The organism is Geopseudomonas aromaticivorans (assembly GCF_019097855.1).
GTDB lineage: Bacteria > Pseudomonadota > Gammaproteobacteria > Pseudomonadales > Pseudomonadaceae > Geopseudomonas > Geopseudomonas aromaticivorans.
Map to the genome: position 1 here is coordinate 237183 of NZ_JAHRGL010000049.1, position 17045 is coordinate 254227.

A 17045-nucleotide genomic window follows, 5' to 3' on the forward strand; every position below is an offset into this window, starting at 1 on the left:
GGAGGCTCGTCGATGAAGAAGATCCTGGTGCTGTACTACTCGATGTACGGGCATATCGAGCAGATGGCCGAGGCGGTAGCGGCCGGCGCAGCCAGCGTGCCGGGGGTCGAGGTGACCCTCAAGCGCGTGCCGGAAACCATGCCCGAGGACCTCGCGCGCCAGGCCGGCGCCAAGCTCGACCAGGCTGCGGAGGTGGCCAGCCCGCAGGAGCTGGCCGACTACGACGCCATCCTGTTCGGCACGCCGACCCGCTTCGGCAACATGACCGGGCAGATGCGCAACTTCCTCGACCAGACCGGCGGCCTGTGGGTCAAGGGCGCGCTGATCGGCAAGCTGGGCAGCGTGTTCACCTCCACCGGCACCGGCGGCGGCGGGGAAACCACCATCACCTCGTTCTGGCACACCTTGGCCCACCACGGCATGCTCATCGTCGGCCTGCCCTACAGCGCCCCGGAGCTGACCGACACCAGCGAGCTGCGCGCCGGCTCGCCTTACGGCGCGGCGACCATCGCCGGCAGCGACGGCTCGCGCCAGCCCAGCGCCAAGGAACTGGCCCTGGCGCGCTTCCAGGGCGAGCACGTGGCCAAGCTGGCAGTGCGCCTGCAGTAGTCGCCCGGCGCCTCGATGCCGGCATGGCGGGCGACCTGCCCGCCATTGCGCGCCCGGCTGGCGAGTCGGGCCGCAGGCGCCCAGCCACGAACATTCCCCTCACTTTGTGTGCGCCTATCGCCCACAAGCTGCCGCAGCGGATTGTCGCCGGTCCCGGCCGCGCACCAGCATAGGCGCGCCTGCCCGGCCGGGCAGCATTGGCACCCACGACCCAACAAGAAGAAGGACAGTCACGGTGAAACTTCTGCGCACCAGTCTCGCTGCACTCTGCATGAGTGCCAGCCTGGCGGCCACAGCCGCCCCCCAGTCGACCGTCACCCTCAAGGTGCACCACTTCATGCCCAATGACTCGCTGACCCAGCGCGAGCTCATCCAGCCCTGGGCCGAGAAGATCACCCGCGAATCCGCTGGCCGCATCCGCTTCCACTTCTTCCCGGAGATGCAGCTCGGCGGCACGCCGGCGCAGCTGGTCGACCAGGTGCGCGACGGCACGGCGGATATCGTCTGGGCCCTGCCCGGCTACAGCAGCGGTCGCTTCCCTCTGACCGGGGCCTTCGAACTGCCGTTCATGAACCGCTCCGCCGAAGCCAGCAGCCAGGCGCTGTGGGACTTCCTGCAGGCCAACGGCCAGCGCGAGTACCAGGGCATCCATCTGCTCGCCACCCACCTGACCGACAGCGTGCTGCTGCACACGCGCAAGCAGCCGATCCTCAGCATGGCCGACTTCGCCGGGCTCAAGCTGCGCACCGCCAACCCGGTGCAGAGCCGGCTGATCGAGCTGTTCGGCGGCCTGCCGCAGGCCATGCCGATCAACCCGGTGCCCGCCGCGCTGGCCCGCGGCCTACTCGACGGCGCGGCGGTGCCGTGGGACGTGGCCACCGCGGTCAAGCTGCAGAAGCGGGTCAAGCACCACACCGAGATGGCCGAGGGCATGCCCAAGCTGATGCACGCGGCCCTGGTGCTGGCCATGAACCAGGCCCGCTACGACAGCCTGCCGGCCGACCTGCGGCAGATCATCGACGCCAACAGCGGCCGCGCCCTGTCGGCCCAGGCCGGCCGCCTGTGGGATACCCGTGTGGAAGAAAACGGCCGCCAGCTGGCCCGCGCCCAGGACAACCAGATCCACACCCTCGCGCCCGAGGAGCAGCAGCGCTGGATGGAGGCCGCACGCAGCCTGGACGGCGAGTGGGTGACCGCGGTGGAAGGCCAGGGCTACGCCAACGGCGCCGGCCTGCTCAAGACAGCACGCCAGCTGGTGGCCAAATACAACGGCCAGGCGGCGCGCTGAAGTGATGGTGCGGTGGACGCAGGACTCCCTGCGGCCACCGCGAAAGGGCCGCCGGGCCGCGGCCAGAATCCTGACCGCGGCCCGGACGGCTCACAGGCCGATATGCTCCTGGAGCAGTTCCGGCCGCTGCTTCAACTCGCTGCTGGGGCCGTCGTAGACCACCCGGCCCTTGACCATGATCATGCTGCGGTCGGTCAGGTCGAGCAGCACACCGACGTTCTTGTCGACCACCAGGGTGGCGATGCCGGTGTCCTTGACCGCGCGGATCACCTGCCAGATCTCCTTGCGGATCAAGGGCGCCAGGCCTTCGGTGGCCTCGTCGAGGATCAGCAGCTCGGGGTTGGTCATCAGCGCGCGGCCGATGGCGACCATCTGCTGCTCGCCGCCGGAGAGGTTGCCGGTGTAGTGGGCGAAGCGCTCGGCCAGGCGCGGGAAGGTCGCCAGCACGCGCTCGAGATCCCAGTCGCAGCGCCCGTCGACGCCGGGACGGGCGGCCATCACCAGACTCTCGCGCACGGTCAGGTTGGGGAACATGCCGCGCCCCTCGGGGACGAAGCCGATGCCGCGGCGGATGATCTTGTAGGTCGGCTGGCCGGTCATCAGCTCGCCCCGGATGCGCACCTCGCCGCGGCGCGGCGCGGTGAGGCCGAGGATCGAGCGGATGGTGGTGCTCTTGCCCATGCCGTTGCGGCCGAGCAGGGCCAGGGTCTCGCCCGGCGCGATGGTGAAGTCGACGCCGTGCAGGATGTGGCTGTTGCCGTAGTAGGTGTGCAGGCCGCGGGCCTCGACCAGCGGGGTGGCCGCCTCATTGCGGGTGGCGATTGCCGTTGCTGCGCTCATCAGAAGTTCTCCTCCCCGTCGCCCAGATAGGCTTCCTGCACCGCCGGGTCGTTGCGCACCTGCTCCAGCGGGCCGCTGGCCAGCATCTGGCCGTTGACCATCACAGTCAGCTTGTCGGCGATGCTGAACACCGCGTCCATGTCGTGCTCGACCAGCACCAGTGAGTAGCTCCTGGCAAGATTGGCGAGCAGCTCGACCACCCGGCTCGACTCGTCCTTGCCCATGCCGGCCATCGGCTCGTCGAGCAGCAGGAAGCTCGGCTCGGTGGCCAGCACCATGCCGATCTCCAGCTGGCGCTGCTCGCCGTAGCTCATGCTGCCGGCGATCACGTCGCGCTTGGCACTGAGACCGCACAGCTCCAGACCCCGCTCGGCGCGCTCGCGCACCGCGGCGTAGCTCTCGCTGCGGCGGAAGAAGCGGAACGAGTTCTTCAGCCGCGACTGCGCCGCCAGCCAGCAGTTGTCCATGCAGGTGAAGGTCGGGAAGATGTTGGTGCGCTGGAAGCTGCGCCCCACGCCCAGGTGCGAGATGCGGTTGGGCGAGGTGCCGGTGATGTCCTGGCCCTTGAAGATGATCTGCCCGTCGCAGGGCGGCAGGTGCCCGGACAGCAGGTTGACCATGGTGCTCTTGCCGGCGCCGTTGGGGCCGATGATGGCGTGCACTTCGCACTCGCCGACCTGCAGGGACACGTCGTTGACCGCCTTCAGCCCGCCGAAGGTCTTGGTCAGGCCGCGGGTTTCCAGAATGATCGCGCTCATTGGGCAGCCTCCTTGGGTTGCGCGCCAGCCAGCGGAGTGGCGGCGGATTTCACACGCTTGCGTTCGCTCAACTGCAGCAGCAGCCCGGCGATGCCGCGCGGCAGCAGCAGCACCATGCCGATCACCACCAGGCCCATCAGCAGTTCCCAGTGCGGGGTCAGCGCGGCGAAGCCGGCATGCAGGCCCTCGAAGGCGAAGGCGCCGAGGATGGCGCCGAACAGGCTGCCCATGCCGCCGAGGATGACCATCACCAGCACGTGCGCCGACAGCTCCCAGCCGACCTGGCTGGGGCTGACGAAGCCGTACTGGGTGGCCGACAGCATGCCGGCGTAGCCGGCCAGGGTGCCGGCGATGACGAAGGCGGCCAGCTTGTAGAACAGCGGGTTGTAGCCCATGGCGCGCACCCGCGACTCGTTCTCCTTGATGCCCAGCAGCACCTGGCCGAAGGGCGCGCGCAGGAAGGTGCGCAGCAGCAGGAACACGCCGACCAGGGAGGCCAGCGCCACGTAGAACAGCGTGCTGCGCTTCTCCAGGTCGAGCAGCTGCACACCGGCGATGCTGACGTCCGGCTTCATGAACAGGTAGGCGCCGTCCGAGCCACCGGCGAAGGAGGCGTCGTGGAACAGGTAGAACAGCATCTGCGAGAAGGCGATGGTCGCCATGATGAAGAAGATGCCGGAGGTGCGGATGATCAAGAGGCCCATGACCAGCGCGGCCAGGGCGCTGACACCCAGGCACACCGGCAGGGCGATCCAGATGCTCAGCGCCTCGTATTCGGGGGCGACCAGCACCAGGGTGTAGCCGGCGATGCCGAAGAAGGCGGCCTGGGCCAGGCTGACCATGCCGCTGATGCCGACCAAGAGGTCGAGACTCAGCGCGACGATGGCGATGATCATGATGCTGGTCAGCTTCTGCAGGTAGAAGTCGTGCTGCTCGCCGAACAATGCCGCGCCGAACAGCGGATAGGCCGCCAGCAGCAGGGTGAGCACGAGCAGCAGCAGGCGGACCGGGGTGGGCAGAATGCGCATGGATAGGGTCTCCAGTCAGGCGAACAGGCCGCGGGGTTTGAACAGCAGCACGGCCGCCATCAGCACGTAGACCACCATGCCGGCGAAGTCCGGCACCAGCACCGCGCCCCAGGTGGCGGTCAGGCCGACCAGCAGGGCGCCGAGGAAGGCGCCGCGGATCGAACCGAGGCCGCCGATCACCACCACCACGAAGGCGATGATCAGCACCTGGTTGCCCATCCCCGGATACACCGAGGACAGCGGCGCGGCGATCATCCCGGCGAAGGCGGTCAGCGCCGCGCCGGCGGCGAACACCAGGGTGTAGATGCGGCGGATGTCGATGCCCAGACCCTGGACCATCTCGCGGTTGCTGGCGCCGCCACGGATGATCATCCCCAGGCGGGTGCGCTGCAGGATCAGGTACATGGTCAGGGCGATCAGCGCGCACAGCGCGGAGACGAACAGGCGGTAGACCGGGTAGTCGAGGGTGTCGGTGAGGGCGATGGAACCGGCGAGAAACGCCGGGATCGCCACGCTGTGCACGTCGTTGCCCCAGAGCATGCCCTGCAGCGCGTCGAACACCAGGATCAGGCCGAAGGTCAGCAGCACCTGGTCGAGGTGGTTGCGCCGGTACAGCGCCTGCATCAGGAAGCGCTCGATCAGCACGCCGAGGCCGACCGCCAGCGGCACGGCGAGGAGGATGGCGAGGAACAGGTGGCCGACCAGCGCGGTCAGCCACCAGGCCAGGTAGGCGCCGACCATGTACAGCGCGCCGTGGGCCAGGTTGATGATGTGCATGATGCCGAAGATCAGCGTCAGACCGCTGGCGATCAGAAACAGCAGCAGCCCGTACTGCAGACCGTTCAGGGTCTGGATGAGAATGCTGGAAAGGTCCATGTGCTACTTACCCACGCGATGGGGTGCAGAAGGCCCGGACGCCGACAGCCAGGGGATGGGAGTGCCGCCGGCGCCCGGGGGTGAACACGAGCGACCCGCGCGGACCGGCCGCGCGGGTCATCGGCAGGTCAGCGCGCGTTCGCCGCCACCTGCGCAAGCTTGCAGCCCGGCGCCGGATCGCTGAGCTTCTCGCGGGCGACGTCGACCACCACGTTGGCGCCGTTGCGCACTTCGCGCAGGTAGACGTTCTGCACCGGGTTGTGCGCCTTGGAGAAGGTCCACTCGCCGCGCGGGCTGGCGATGCGCGCGTTTTCCATGGCCTGCATCCAGGCGGCGCGGTCCGCGGTGTCGCCGGCCACTGCCTGCAACGACTGCGCCAGCAGCAGGCCGGTGTCGTAGCCCTGCACCGCGTAGATGTCCGCTTCCTTGCCGAACTGCTGCTTGTAGGCGCTGCGGAACTTGGCGTTCTGCTCCGTCTCCAGCGAGTCGGCGTAGTGCAGGGTGGTCAGCAGGCCTTCGGCGGCCTGGCCCTGGGCGGCCAGGGTGCCCTCGGTAAGGAAGCCCGAACCGAGCAGCGGGATCTTGCCCTTGAGGCCGGCCGCGGCGTAGTCCTGGACGAACTTGGCGGCGCCGCCGCCGGCGAAGAACACGAACACCGCGTCCGGCTTGAGCGCGGCGATCTCGGTCAGCTGCGACTGGAACTCGACTTCCGGGAACGGCAGGTAGATCTCCTTGGTGATCTTGCCGCCGGCCTGCTCGAAGCCTTCCTTGAAGCCGTCCACCGACTCGGTGCCGAAGCCGTAGCGCCAGGCCACGGTGACGATGTTCTTGTAGCCCTTGTCGGCGGCGACCTTGCCCATCGGGAAGGCGGTCTGCCAGGAGGTGAACGAGGTGCGGAAGATGTTGGCCGCGCACAGCGGGCCGGTGGCGGCGTTGAAGCCGGCGTTGGGGATGATCAGCGGCACGCCGCTCTCGCGGGCGACCTTGACCGCGCCCATGCCGACGCCGGAGTGCACCGGGCCGACCACCACGTCGACCTTGGCGCCGGACACCAGCTTCTGCATGTTCTGCACCGCCTTGCCCGGATCGGCCTCGCTGTCGACCACCACGTACTCGACCGCGCGGCCGCCGAGGGTGCCGCCCTGCTGCTCGATGGCCAGCTTGAGGCCGTTGTTGGTGGCCTCGCCGAGGGCGGCGAAGGTACCGGTGAACGGCAGCAGGATGCCGACCTTGACCGCATCGGCCGCCTGCACGGAGGCGACCAGGGAGGTACTCAGCGCCAACGCCATGGCACTGACCGCGAACAGTTTGCGCGGAGTATTCAAACAGGCCTGAAATGCTTTCTTGTTGTTGTGCATTGCTTTCTCCAGAACCAAGCAGACGAACGACAGGTGCAGCCATCCCGTCACCGGAACAACATGACTGCAACTTCGTTATTTGAGTTTCACGCAGGATCAGCGGATATATCCGCAACAGCAGGGGCGAGTTCCACTCGCCAGTTAGTGCATCCGGATATTGGTTACGGGTTAAAAAAGCCCGCCTGGCGGCGGGCAAGCCCCGTCGTGCACCTTTGAACTGCCGGTTATCTGCCGGTCAGATCAGAACAATGCCAGCGTGTAACTGATGATCAGACGATTCTCGTCGATATCGGTACGGTAGTTGGAACGCGCGGTCACGTTGCGCAGCCGCACGCTGACATTCTTCAGCGGCCCGCTCTGCACCACATAGGCGATATCCAGGTCGCGCTCCCAGTCCTTGCCCTCGAAGCGGCCACCGGCGTTGGCAGCGTCGACGTTGTCGCCGGTGATGTAGCGCACGGTGGTGGTCAGACCGGGAATGCCGAGGGAGCTGAAATCGTAGTCGTAACGCGCCTGCCAGGAGCGCTCGTCGGGCGCGGCGAACTCGAAGGTCGGCACTTCGTTGCCCAGCGGCGTCACGTTGGCGAACACCCGCGGCAGGCCGTTTTCACCGAACATGGCCTGGTAGCCGACATACAAGGTATGCGCGCCGCGCTTGGCCGACAGCAGGGAATAGAACGCCTGGTTGTCGATCTCGCCGGCCAGCTCGTTGCCGTCCTCGGCGGAGTCGAAGTAGCCGAGGTTGGCACCCAGGGTCCAGGCGCCCAGCGGCTGGCTGTGCTTGAGGCTGAAGAAGCGCTGGTTGTAGATGTCTTCCAGCTGCGCGTACCAGGCGCCCACCGAAGTGCGGTTCTGGTTGAAGGCGTAGTCGGCACCGGCGTAGTTGAAGCCGTCGCTGACGGTCGTCCGCCGGTAGACACTGCCGGTCGGGATCAGCGCACGAATCTTGTCGTCGCCCGCCTCGTCGCGCAGGCTGGTGGAGCGCAGATGGCCGCCCTGCAGGGTCAGTCCGCTGATTTCCTGGGAGACGAGGCTGGCGCCCTGATAGCTCGGCGGCAGCAGGCGGATGTCGGAGAAAGTCAGCACCGGCAGGTTGGGCTGCAGCTCGCCGACCTTCAGCTCGGTCTTCGACAGCTTGACCTTGAGCGCCGCGCCGAGGCGGCTGTATTCGTCGGCGGACTCGCCGTCTTCCTGCACCGGCAGCAGGCCCGTGCCGACCCGGCCCTTGCCGCTGTCCAGCTTGAGGCCGAGCAGGCCAATGGCGTCGACGCCGAAGCCTACGGTGCCGGGGGTATAGCCGGACTTGAAGTTGAGGATGAAGCCCTGCGCCCACTCCTCGGCCCTGGACTTGTTCTGCGCCGCCGGGCTGCCGACGATGTCGGAGTAGTCGCGGCTGAAGTAGTAGTTGCGCGCCGTCAGGGTGGCGGTGGAGTCCTCGATGAAGCCGCCCTCGGCCGCCAAGGCCGCGACCGGGAGTGCCAGCGCCATACCGCTGGAGGCCATCATCAACAGGGGAAGATTCGCTTTTTTGTTCATGTGCTAACTCTTCTTATTATTTGGCTTTTTATTTTTGAGAAACACCGCCGCCACAGGACGACAGGCCAAGCAACGTCCCTTCGGCGCTATTCCGAAAAGACGCCAATCAATCCATTGTCACCACAGGTAATTCGCCGGCTTTTACTGCAGCGCCACCCGACGGATATTGCGCAACAGCTGCAGCCCTATCTTCTAGTTTTTCCCGCGCAAAACAACATCGCGCCGGCTTATCTGTGCGTTTACCGCACACCCAATAAGTTCACCGAACGCTATCCGGTCGGGCAGAACAGGCAGCAGAAATCCTGCCGGGATAATTGAACAATCCCCCCCCGCAACGACGGCGCAATATAGGTCCGCGAATGCGGACTGGAGTGCGCGCGGCCTGACCGACTGCCGGCCAGCGCACGCCGCGCTGGCCGGCAGTCTGGATCAGACGGCGGGATCCGCCAGGCGTGCCGGCACGGCCTCGCGGCCGCTCAGCGAGAACACCAGCATGGCGATGGCGGCGATGGCGCCGGGAATGGCGAAGGCCATGAAGTTGAGCTGCAGCGGCAGGTTGATGCCGAGCAGCGCACCGCCGAGCAGCGGCCCGACGATGGCGCCGTTGCGGCCGATGCCGGAGGCCCAGCCGAGGCCGGTGGAGCGGATCGACAGGCCGTAGAACTGCGCGGCGAGGGCGTACAGGAGGATCTGCGTGCCGATGGTGGTGGCACCGGCGACGGCGATCAGCAGGTAGAGCACCGGCATCGGGCTGTTGAAGCCGAGCAGGCTGATCGACACCGAGGCAATGATGAAGAACGCCACCAGCACCCGCGGCAGGTTCATGCGATCACCCAGCCAGCCGCCGCCGATGGCGCCGACCACCGATCCGCAGTTGAGCGCGACCAGGAACGACAGGCTGGAGCCCAGGCTGTAGCCGGCGTTGGCCATCAGCTTGGGCAGCCAGGAGCTGAGCGCATAGACCATCAGCAGGCAGCAGAAGAAGGCCACCCAGATGGACAGGGTGCGCACGGCACGGCCCTCGCGGAACAGCTCCAGTACGGCCACGCCCTTGCCCTTCACGTCAGCCATGTCCAGCACGTCGTCGGCGCGCAGCTGGCGCGCCGGATCGACCCGCTTGAGCAGGGCGCGGGCCTGCTCGCTGCGGCCCTGGCGCACCAGGAAACCGACCGACTCGGGCAGGAACAGCATGATCACCGGCAGCAGCAGCAGCGGCACGGCGGCGGCGAAGAACATCGCCTGCCAGCCGAAGGTCGGCAGCATGTACATGCCCACGCCGGCGGAGAGCATGCCGCCCACCGCGTAGCCGCTGAACATGATGGCCACCAGCGTGCTGCGCAGGCGCTTGGGCGCGTACTCGTTCATCAGCGCCACCGCGTTGGGCATCAGGCCGCCGCAGCCGAGGCCGGCGACGAAGCGCAACAGGCCGAACTCGGTCGGGCCGCTGGCGAAGCCGTTGAGCACGGTGGCGCCGCTGAACAGCACGAAGCAGATGGCGATGCCCTTCTTGCGGCCGATCTTGTCGGCCAGGGTGCCGAAACACAGGGCGCCGAACATCATGCCGAACAGCGCATAGCTGCCCAGCGCGCCGGCCTGCAACGGGGTCAGCCCCCACTCCTTCATCAGCACCGGCAGGACCACGCCGTAGATGAACAGGTCATAGCCGTCGAAGATCAGCAGCAGTGCGCACAGGCACATGACCATCCAGTGGAAGCGGGTGAAGGACGCATTGTCGATGATGTCGTGAACGTCGATCTTTCTCATGGCTTTTCTCTTGTTTTTATTTGCAGCACAGGAAAAACCCGCGGCTCGTGGGAGCAGCGGGCGGGGAGTCAAACAGGCGGTTCAGCCGAGGTCGCCACCACCGACCGGCAGGGTCACGCCGGTGATGTAGGAAGCTTCGTCGGAAGCGAGGAACAGGATCGCCGCGGCCTGCTCGTCGATGGTGCCGTAGCGCTTCATCAGGCTGCTGTCGATGGTCTGGTCGACGATCTGCTGGTACCAGACCTTCTCCTCGGCACTTTGCTCGGCGCTGTTGCGCGGGATGCGCCGCGGCGGTGCCTCGGTGCCGCCCGGTGCGGTGGCATTGACGCGGATGCCGCGTTCGGCGGTCTCCAGCGCCAGGCAGGCGGTCAGCGCGTTGACGCCGCCCTTGGCCGCGCCGTAGGGCACGCGGTTGACGCCGCGGGTGGCGACCGAGGAGACGTTGACGATGGCGCCGCTGCCCTGGGCGAGCATCTGCGGCAGCGCCGCGTGGCAGCACCACAGGGTGGGGAACAGCGAGCGACGCACTTCGGCCTCGATCTCGTTTTCCCGGTAGTGCTCGAACGGCTTGGCCCAGATGGTGCCACCGACGTTGTTGACCAGGATGTCGAGGCGACCGAAGCGCTCGACCGCCGCCGCCATCACCCGCTGGCAGTCGCCAGCCTGTTCGAGGTCGGCGGTGAGGGTCAGCACCTCGGCGACGCCGGCCAGCTCGTCGGCCAGCTCGTGGACCAGCTCGGAGCGGTCGACCAGCACCAGACGACCACCCTCGGCGGCCATCCGCTCGGCGACGCGACGGCCGATGCCCTGGGCGGCGCCGGTGATCACCGCCACCTTTTGTTCAAAGCGTTGTTGTACTTGTTGTTTGTGCATGGCGAGGCATCCGTGAAAAAAATAGCCCGCGCGGCTTCAGCCGGACCGCGGGCCCAAAGGACTGTCAGGCACTGGCCGCGAACTTCTCGTAGTAGAAGTTGGCCGGCTGGATTCCGCGCTGGCGCAGATCCTGGTTGACCGCTTCGACCATCGGCGGCGGGCCGCACAGGTAGATGTCGACGTCGCCGTCGTTCAGCTGGCCCGCCGCGATGTGCTGGGTCACGTAGCCCTTGTGCGGGTACTGGCTGTCCGGATTGGCCACGCAGGCGCTCCAAGTGAAGTTGGGCAGGCGCTGGGCGAATTCCGCCAGCTTGTCCATCTCCACCAGGTCGAAGTCGTTGGTGACGCCGTAGATCAGGTGCACCGGCTGCTCGCTGCCGCTGGCGGCGAGCTTTTCCAGCATGGCCAGGAACGGCGCCAGCCCGGTGCCGCCGGCCAGCAGCAGCAGCGGCCGGCGCACGTCGCGCAGGTAGAAGCTGCCCAGCGGGCCGGTCATGGTCATCACGTCGCCGACCTTAGCCAGCTGGGTGAGGTAGCCGCTCATCAGGCCGCCCGGCACGTTGCGGATCAGGAACGACACCTTGCCGTCCTCGGGCATCGAGCTGAACGAGTAGGCGCGGCTCTGCTCGCTGCCCGGTACCTGCAGGTTGACGTACTGGCCGGGCAGGAACGCCAGCTTGCCCAGTTCGTCACCCTCGACGGCCAGGCGGATGGTGCTGTCCGACAGCGCCTTCACCTCGCGAATGGCGGCGCGGAAGCTGCCCTGCTTGATGCGGCAGGCGCTGGAGGCCACCGGTACGCGCACCACGCAGTCGCTTTGCGCGCGCATCTGGCAGGTCAGCACCATGCCCTGGGCGGCCTCGTCGGCGCTGAGGGCGTCTTCGATGAAATCCTCACCGAGTTCGTAGTTGCCGGACTCGACCTGGCACTTGCAGGCGCCGCAGGCGCCGACCCGGCAGTCCAGCGGAATGTTAATGCCCTGGCGGTACGCGGCGTCGGCCACGGTTTCGCTGCCTTTGGCGTCGATGAAGCGGGTAACCCCGTCTTCGAAATTCAGTGCGATTTTGTGCGACATGCTGCACCTCGCTTGGAGCTGGTATTTCGCGCAGGCCGCAGCCTTGCGCGCACGCAGGGTGGAAGGCGCGCCTTCCGGAGCGATGCGGGCCGCCGGGGCGGCCCGCTCGCCTCTTTTAGATGTGGTAGATATCCATCACGTGGCGCACGTAGTCGTTCTTCAGGACCACCTTCTTCTCCTTGACCAGCGGGTTGGCGCCGCGGGTATCCAGGGTGTAGAAGCTGGTGCCGTAGTACTGGTCCACGGTCTTGTAGCGGAAGCTCAGGGTGTGCCAGTTGAAGCGCACCTTGCAGAAGCCTTCACCCTGCTCGACGATCTCCAGGTTGTTGATGTTGTGCGAGGTCCGGGTGTCCGGGATGCTCGCACTGGAGCGCTCGGTGCGGATGCGGAAGATGCGGTCCTCGAGGCCGGCGCGGCGGCCGTACCAGATCAGCGAGATTTCCTTCTGCGGATCCTCGGTCAGCTCGTCGTTGTCGTCCCAGGCCGGCACCCAGAAGCTGACGTCCTCGGCGTACAGCTCGAGCCAGCTGTCCCAGTCCTTGTCGTCGAGGAAGCGCGCTTCCTGATAGAGAAAATCGCGTACGGCTTCGTAGGAGATGCTCATTTCACGGCCTCCACGGGGATCAGGTTCTGTTGTTCTTGTTCGACGGCCTTCTTCATGCTGGCCAGCCAGTGGCGGTGCTGGAGGACGAACAGACCCTCGTCCTCGGCGCGCGCGCCGCTCATCAGCGGCTTGAGCTGGATTTCCTTGGCAGCCTCGTCGGCACCGTCGATCCAGTGCTTGGCACCGCGGGACATGTCGTTCCACGGCAGGGCGCGACCCTGGAAGCCTTCCTGGCAGGCACGGAATTCCTCGAGGTCGTCCGGGGTGGCCATGCCACTGACGTTGAAGAAGTCCTCGTACTGGCGGATGCGGTGGGCACGCGCCTCGGCGCTCTCGCCCTTGGGCGCGATGCAGTAGATGGTGACTTCGGTCTTGTCGACCGAGATCGGCCGGGCGATGCGCAGCTGCGAGCTGAACTGGTCCATCAGGTACAGGTTCGGGTACAGGCACAGGTTGCGCGAGTTCTGGATCATCCAGTCGGCGCGGGCCGGGCCGACTTCCTCGGCCAGCTGGTCGCGACGCTCGTACAGCGGACGGTCTTCCGGGTTGTCCCAGCGGGTCCACAGCAGCAGGTGGCCGTTCTCGAAGGAGTAGAAACCGCCGCCCTTCTTGGCCCAGCCGCCGGCGCTCATGGCGCGGATGTCGTCGCCGGCATCCTTTTCCTTGCGGTTGCCCTGGGTGGCCGCGTAGTTCCAGTGGGTGGCGGTGACGTGGTAGCCGTCGGCGCCGTTCTCGGCCTGCAGCTTCCAGTTGCCTTCGAACACGTAGGTGGAGGAGCCGCGGACCACTTCCAGGCCTTCCGGCGACTGGTCGACGATCATGTCGATGATCTTCGCCGACTCGCCGAGGTGCTCGACCAGCGGGACCACGTCGGCATTCAGGCTGCCGAACAGGAAGCCGCGATAGGACTCGAAGCGGGCGATCTTGGTCAGGTCATGGGAGCCGTCGCAGTTGAAGCTGTCCGGGTAACCGGCTTCGAGCGGATCCTTGACCTTGAGCAGCTTGCCGTTGGTGTCGAAGGTCCAGCCGTGGAACGGGCAGGTGTAGGTCGCCTTGTTGCCGTGCTTGAAGCGGCACAGGGTGGCGCCACGGTGGCTGCAGGAGTTGATGAAGGCGTTCAGCTCACCGGCACGGTTGCGGGCGATGAACACCGGCTGACGGCCCATGGTGACGGTGTAGTAGTCGTTCTTCTCGGCGATCTGGCTCTCGTGGGCCAGATAGATCCAGTTGCCCTCGAAGATGTGCTTCATCTCCAGCTCGAACAACTCGGCGTCGGTGAACATCTCCCGCTTGCAGCGGTAGATACCCTTTTCCTGGTCTTCTTCGAGCAGGGAATTGAGATAATCAGGACCCACGGACATGGCTGTGCTCTCCGTTGTTGTTTTTGTGCTGTGGAGATCAGACTAAGCCCGCGACCGGGCGGGCAATATCCGCTTTCTGCACGATCGCTATCCGCTTTCTGCACAGAGCGGACAGTCGCGTCGAAAGCGGACAGGCCCGCGCGGCAGCGCAGGGCGAGCAGGGGGCGGAGGAGGCAGACGAAGGCGACAGCGGCGCGGCGGGCAGGCGCCCGCCGCTCGGGGAGGGCTCAGTTGCGGCGGCGCAGGGTGTCCGAGGGCAGCTCGCCGAAGGTGCTCTTGTAGCACTCGGAGAAGCGCCCGAGGTGCAGGAAACCGTAGTCCAGGGCGACTTCGGTGACGTTGCGCACCGCAGCTCGCGGGTCGCTCAGCCGTGCATGGATGGTCTCCAGCTTGCGCTGGCGGATGTAGTGCTTGGGCGTGGTGCCGGCATGCTTTTCGAACAGCGCGTATAGCGAGCGCGCACTCATGTGCGCCAGCTCGGCGAGCTGCTCGAGGCTGATGTCCTGCTTGAGGTTGTTGTCGATGAACTCGACCAGCCGCTCGAACGACGGGCAGCCCGCCGTCAGCGGCTCGCGGCTGACGTTGCTGCCCTGCAGGCCGAGCAACTTGCTGGCGATGATCTTGGCGAAGTGCTCCTGCACCTGGGGAATCGTCTGCTCGGCTTCCGCCTCCTGGCAGACCAGGCTGATCAGGTTGACGAAGCCGTCCAGCTCCTCGAGGCGGTGGCGCGGCGCGAAACGCACGCCCTCGCCGGGATGGCGCCACTGGTTCTCGCTGCACGCCTTGTCGAGCAAGGTGGCCGGCAGCTTGACGATGAACTTCTCGCAATCGTCCGAGTAGGTCAGGTCGACCGGATCGTCGGGGTTGATCAGCAGCAGTTCGCCGGGGGTGAAGTAGTGCTCCTCGCCGCGACCGCGCCACAGGCAGTGCCCGCGCAGGAGGATCTGCAGGTGATAGAGGGTTTCCAGCGCCGGCGAGGTGACATGCACGCGGCCGCCGTAGCTGATCTGGCACAGGTCCAGGCTGCCGAAGGCACGATGGCTCAGGCTCGCCTCCGGATGCCCGCTGTTGGGCAGGAGGATGCGATGGGCGCCGACATGCTGGTTGACGTAGTCCGATACCGCATGGGGATCGGCATTGGCGAAAACCAGACTCTTTTCGTTCAACAAACGACGGTCCATGACTCGCGGTGCTCTTGTATTTTTTATGGGCACTGACGGCGGCCCGGGATACGGGGCGGCAGCCTGTTTTGTGCATTGACCCACAACGCTGCGTCCCCGGCAACCCAGCCGAAAGCCGCGCGGCCCCTGGCGAAAGCCGCCGGAACGCTCGAAAGCCGCGCGCCAGAGCGCTTGCGGCCAGCCGCGAGGGCCGCGGGCAACTGTGCGGCAGCGACGACCGGCAATGACCGCGCGCACACTAAGGGATTGCGCCCTGCCCCGAACAGGGCCGCGGGCGGTAATCGCCCACTTTCGTGACGACTGCCTCAGCGTAGCAGCTGCGCGCTCAGCTCGCGGCTGGCCGCCAGCAGGGCGGGCAGGTAGCGCCCCTCCACCTCGGCGCGACTGACCCGCGCGGCATGGCCGCTGACGCTCATCGCCGCCAGCACGCGGCCCTCGGCGTCGTGCACCGGCACGGCAATCGAGCGCAGCCCGGCTTCCAGCTCCTGGTCGATGAAGCACCAGCCCTGCGCGCGCACCTCGGCTAGGCGCTCGCGCAGCGCCTGCGGCTCGCACAGGGTGCGGCTGGTGCGCGCCGCTAGCGTGGCGCCGGCCAGGTACTCGTCCAGGCACGCCTCATCCAGCGCGGCGAGCAGCACCTGGCCCAGCGAGGTGCAGTAGGCCGGCAGGCGGGTGCCGACGCGGATCTCCACCGAGAGGAAGCGCTGCGCGGTGGCGGTGCAGGCCAGGTAGAGTGCCTCGTCGCCCTCCAGGGTGGCCAGGCTGCAGGCCTCGCGCAGCTGCTCGCTGAGGCGGTCGAGGAACGGCTGCGCCGCCACCGCCAGCGGCGTCGACGACAGGTAGGCGTGGCCGAGGGTCAGCACCTTGGGCAGCAGCGTGTAGGTCCGCCCGTCGTCGCTGCCCACGTAGCCGAGCTTGACCAGCGTGTGCAGGCAACGGCGCACGGCCGCGCGCGGAATCGCCGTGCGATGGCTGATCTGCGCGATGGTCAACTGGCGCTTGCGCTCGTGGAAGGCGTCGATCACCGCCAACCCGCGCGCCAGCGAGCTCATGAAGTTCGGATCGCCGCCCATTTCCTCGATGCGCCGGGCGGGCGATACCTGCGACGGCGGGGCGAGGCTGGGCGGGGACAGGGGGGATTCGAACTCGTTCATGCGACTTTCTCGGCGTTATTGTCCGGCCCCTGGCGGGGGCGTTGCGCGGAGTATTGAACGAGAATTCGGCGGATCGCAATCGAGCAGGCCGCTGGCCGGCGTCGACCCTGGCTTTTTCCACTGCCGTTGACGAAGCTTTCACCCGCCGGCGCGCATAGTCGGCGCACTCACCCCACAGGAGGCAACACCTTGGCACAGACAACCCGCAAATGGCTGGCAGCGGCCCTGCTCGGCATGCTCGCGGTTCCGGCGGCATTCGCCGCCAGCCAGCCGCGCGAAGTGTACGGCTGGATCGAGGAAGGCATCATCCAGCCGGAGAATATTTCGGTGAAGATCAAGATGGATACCGGCGCCCTGACCTCGTCGATGGATGCCAAGGATCTCCAGCATTTCCAGAAGAACGGCGAGAAATGGGTGCGTTTCAACGTCGAGGTCAAGGACAGCAAGTCCGGCGCCCAGGTCAGCGCACCGTTCGAGCGCAAGATCGAGCGCAGCATCAAGGTGCGCGGCGCCGGCGGCGCGGAGAGCCGCCCGGTGGTGCTGATGCAGATGTGCATCGGCCAGCGCGTCTACTCCGAGCAGTTCTCCCTGAATGACCGCGGCGACATGCTCTATCCCGTGCTGATCGGTCGGCGCACCCTGGAGAAGCTCGGCCCGATCGACGTGTCGCGCACCTTCACCCACCAGCCGCACTGCGCACCGTAACCCCGCGGCTGGCGGCCGGAGCCGCCACGAGGGCC

At 66.9% G+C, this 17045-nt stretch carries 16 protein-coding genes; 3 read left to right on the plus strand and 13 right to left on the minus strand.

Annotated elements, in window-relative coordinates; translation table 11 throughout:
* Window positions 1–12 precede the first annotated feature (12 nt).
* Window positions 13–609 (plus strand): NAD(P)H:quinone oxidoreductase, encoded by a 597-nt coding sequence (gene wrbA, locus KRX52_RS15680; RefSeq protein WP_217682657.1) that lies wholly within the window; start codon window positions 13–15, stop codon window positions 607–609.
* Between the two features lie 235 nt (window positions 610–844).
* On the plus strand, window positions 845–1897 hold the full coding sequence (locus KRX52_RS15685; RefSeq protein WP_367890552.1) for a TRAP transporter substrate-binding protein: 1053 nt from the start codon (window positions 845–847) through the stop codon (window positions 1895–1897).
* 90 nt (window positions 1898–1987) lie between these two features.
* Here KRX52_RS15685 and KRX52_RS15690 read toward each other — a convergent pair whose 3' ends face one another.
* From KRX52_RS15690 to KRX52_RS15750, 13 genes are all read right to left on the minus strand, one after another.
* A complete protein-coding gene (locus tag KRX52_RS15690; protein ID WP_217682658.1) occupies window positions 1988–2737 on the minus strand; it encodes an ABC transporter ATP-binding protein in 750 nt (249 codons plus the stop codon).
* Complete coding sequence (locus tag KRX52_RS15695) at window positions 2737–3495, minus strand: ABC transporter ATP-binding protein (RefSeq protein ID WP_217682659.1); 759 nt, start codon at window positions 3493–3495, stop codon at window positions 2737–2739. The genes KRX52_RS15690 and KRX52_RS15695 overlap by 1 nt, the downstream gene beginning before the upstream one ends.
* Window positions 3492–4523 carry a branched-chain amino acid ABC transporter permease gene (locus tag KRX52_RS15700; protein WP_217682660.1) on the minus strand — a complete coding sequence of 344 codons (1032 nt, stop codon included), beginning with the start codon at window positions 4521–4523 and terminating at the stop codon, window positions 3492–3494. Before KRX52_RS15700 ends, KRX52_RS15695 begins: the two co-directional genes overlap by 4 nt.
* Before the next feature lie 15 nt (window positions 4524–4538).
* A complete protein-coding gene (locus tag KRX52_RS15705) occupies window positions 4539–5399 on the minus strand; it encodes a branched-chain amino acid ABC transporter permease (protein ID WP_254797618.1) in 861 nt (286 codons plus the stop codon).
* A gap of 128 nt (window positions 5400–5527) precedes the next feature.
* On the minus strand, window positions 5528–6757 hold the full coding sequence (locus KRX52_RS15710; protein ID WP_254797619.1) for an ABC transporter substrate-binding protein: 1230 nt from the start codon (window positions 6755–6757) through the stop codon (window positions 5528–5530).
* A 240-nt stretch (window positions 6758–6997) separates the two neighbouring features.
* Window positions 6998–8263: an OprD family porin gene (locus KRX52_RS15715; protein WP_437439709.1), complete on the minus strand. Its 1266-nt coding sequence runs from the start codon at window positions 8261–8263 to the stop codon at window positions 6998–7000.
* A gap of 459 nt (window positions 8264–8722) precedes the next feature.
* On the minus strand, window positions 8723–10057 hold the full coding sequence (locus KRX52_RS15720; protein ID WP_217682662.1) for an MFS transporter: 1335 nt from the start codon (window positions 10055–10057) through the stop codon (window positions 8723–8725).
* An 81-nt stretch (window positions 10058–10138) separates the two neighbouring features.
* Window positions 10139–10930, minus strand: coding sequence for a 1,6-dihydroxycyclohexa-2,4-diene-1-carboxylate dehydrogenase (locus tag KRX52_RS15725; protein ID WP_217682663.1), 792 nt, complete (start codon window positions 10928–10930; stop codon window positions 10139–10141).
* Between the two features lie 64 nt (window positions 10931–10994).
* Window positions 10995–12005, minus strand: a complete 1011-nt coding sequence (gene benC / locus KRX52_RS15730; RefSeq protein WP_217682664.1) for a benzoate 1,2-dioxygenase electron transfer component BenC — start codon at window positions 12003–12005, stop codon at window positions 10995–10997.
* Window positions 12006–12120: 115 nt separating this feature from the next.
* Window positions 12121–12609 (minus strand): benzoate 1,2-dioxygenase small subunit, encoded by a 489-nt coding sequence (benB, locus tag KRX52_RS15735; protein WP_217682665.1) that lies wholly within the window; start codon window positions 12607–12609, stop codon window positions 12121–12123.
* On the minus strand, window positions 12606–13970 hold the full coding sequence (gene benA / locus KRX52_RS15740; protein ID WP_217682666.1) for a benzoate 1,2-dioxygenase large subunit: 1365 nt from the start codon (window positions 13968–13970) through the stop codon (window positions 12606–12608). The genes benB and benA overlap by 4 nt, the downstream gene beginning before the upstream one ends.
* 227 nt (window positions 13971–14197) lie before the next feature.
* Window positions 14198–15151: an AraC family transcriptional regulator gene (locus KRX52_RS15745; RefSeq protein WP_217682667.1), complete on the minus strand. Its 954-nt coding sequence runs from the start codon at window positions 15149–15151 to the stop codon at window positions 14198–14200.
* A gap of 305 nt (window positions 15152–15456) precedes the next feature.
* Window positions 15457–16305 (minus strand): IclR family transcriptional regulator domain-containing protein, encoded by an 849-nt coding sequence (locus KRX52_RS15750; RefSeq protein WP_217682668.1) that lies wholly within the window; start codon window positions 16303–16305, stop codon window positions 15457–15459.
* Between the two features lie 234 nt (window positions 16306–16539).
* Here KRX52_RS15750 and rloA3 point away from each other — a divergent pair, with 234 nt between their 5' ends.
* The gene (gene rloA3 / locus KRX52_RS15755; protein ID WP_217682702.1) at window positions 16540–17010 is read left to right on the plus strand and encodes a retropepsin-like aspartic peptidase RloA3; all 471 of its coding nucleotides are present in this window, start codon (window positions 16540–16542) and stop codon (window positions 17008–17010) included.
* The last annotated feature ends 35 nt before the right edge of the window (window positions 17011–17045 follow it).

What these genes read in the sequence shown, in the direction of transcription:
- wrbA (WP_217682657.1), top strand. Translation starts at nt 13, where the DNA reads ATGAAGAAGATCCTGGTGCTGTACTACTCGATGTACGGGCATATCGAG.
- KRX52_RS15690 (WP_217682658.1), bottom strand. Translation starts at nt 2,737, where the DNA reads ATGAGCGCAGCAACGGCAATCGCCACCCGCAATGAGGCGGCCACCCCG.
- KRX52_RS15695 (WP_217682659.1), bottom strand. Translation starts at nt 3,495, where the DNA reads ATGAGCGCGATCATTCTGGAAACCCGCGGCCTGACCAAGACCTTCGGC.
- KRX52_RS15700 (WP_217682660.1), bottom strand. Translation starts at nt 4,523, where the DNA reads ATGCGCATTCTGCCCACCCCGGTCCGCCTGCTGCTGCTCGTGCTCACC.
- KRX52_RS15705 (WP_254797618.1), bottom strand. Translation starts at nt 5,399, where the DNA reads ATGGACCTTTCCAGCATTCTCATCCAGACCCTGAACGGTCTGCAGTAC.
- KRX52_RS15710 (WP_254797619.1), bottom strand. Translation starts at nt 6,757, where the DNA reads ATGCACAACAACAAGAAAGCATTTCAGGCCTGTTTGAATACTCCGCGC.
- KRX52_RS15715 (WP_437439709.1), bottom strand. Translation starts at nt 8,263, where the DNA reads ATGATGGCCTCCAGCGGTATGGCGCTGGCACTCCCGGTCGCGGCCTTG.
- KRX52_RS15720 (WP_217682662.1), bottom strand. Translation starts at nt 10,057, where the DNA reads ATGAGAAAGATCGACGTTCACGACATCATCGACAATGCGTCCTTCACC.
- KRX52_RS15725 (WP_217682663.1), bottom strand. Translation starts at nt 10,930, where the DNA reads ATGCACAAACAACAAGTACAACAACGCTTTGAACAAAAGGTGGCGGTG.
- benC (WP_217682664.1), bottom strand. Translation starts at nt 12,005, where the DNA reads ATGTCGCACAAAATCGCACTGAATTTCGAAGACGGGGTTACCCGCTTC.
- benB (WP_217682665.1), bottom strand. Translation starts at nt 12,609, where the DNA reads ATGAGCATCTCCTACGAAGCCGTACGCGATTTTCTCTATCAGGAAGCG.
- benA (WP_217682666.1), bottom strand. Translation starts at nt 13,970, where the DNA reads ATGTCCGTGGGTCCTGATTATCTCAATTCCCTGCTCGAAGAAGACCAG.
- KRX52_RS15745 (WP_217682667.1), bottom strand. Translation starts at nt 15,151, where the DNA reads ATGGACCGTCGTTTGTTGAACGAAAAGAGTCTGGTTTTCGCCAATGCC.
- KRX52_RS15750 (WP_217682668.1), bottom strand. Translation starts at nt 16,305, where the DNA reads ATGAACGAGTTCGAATCCCCCCTGTCCCCGCCCAGCCTCGCCCCGCCG.
- rloA3 (WP_217682702.1), top strand. Translation starts at nt 16,540, where the DNA reads ATGCTCGCGGTTCCGGCGGCATTCGCCGCCAGCCAGCCGCGCGAAGTG.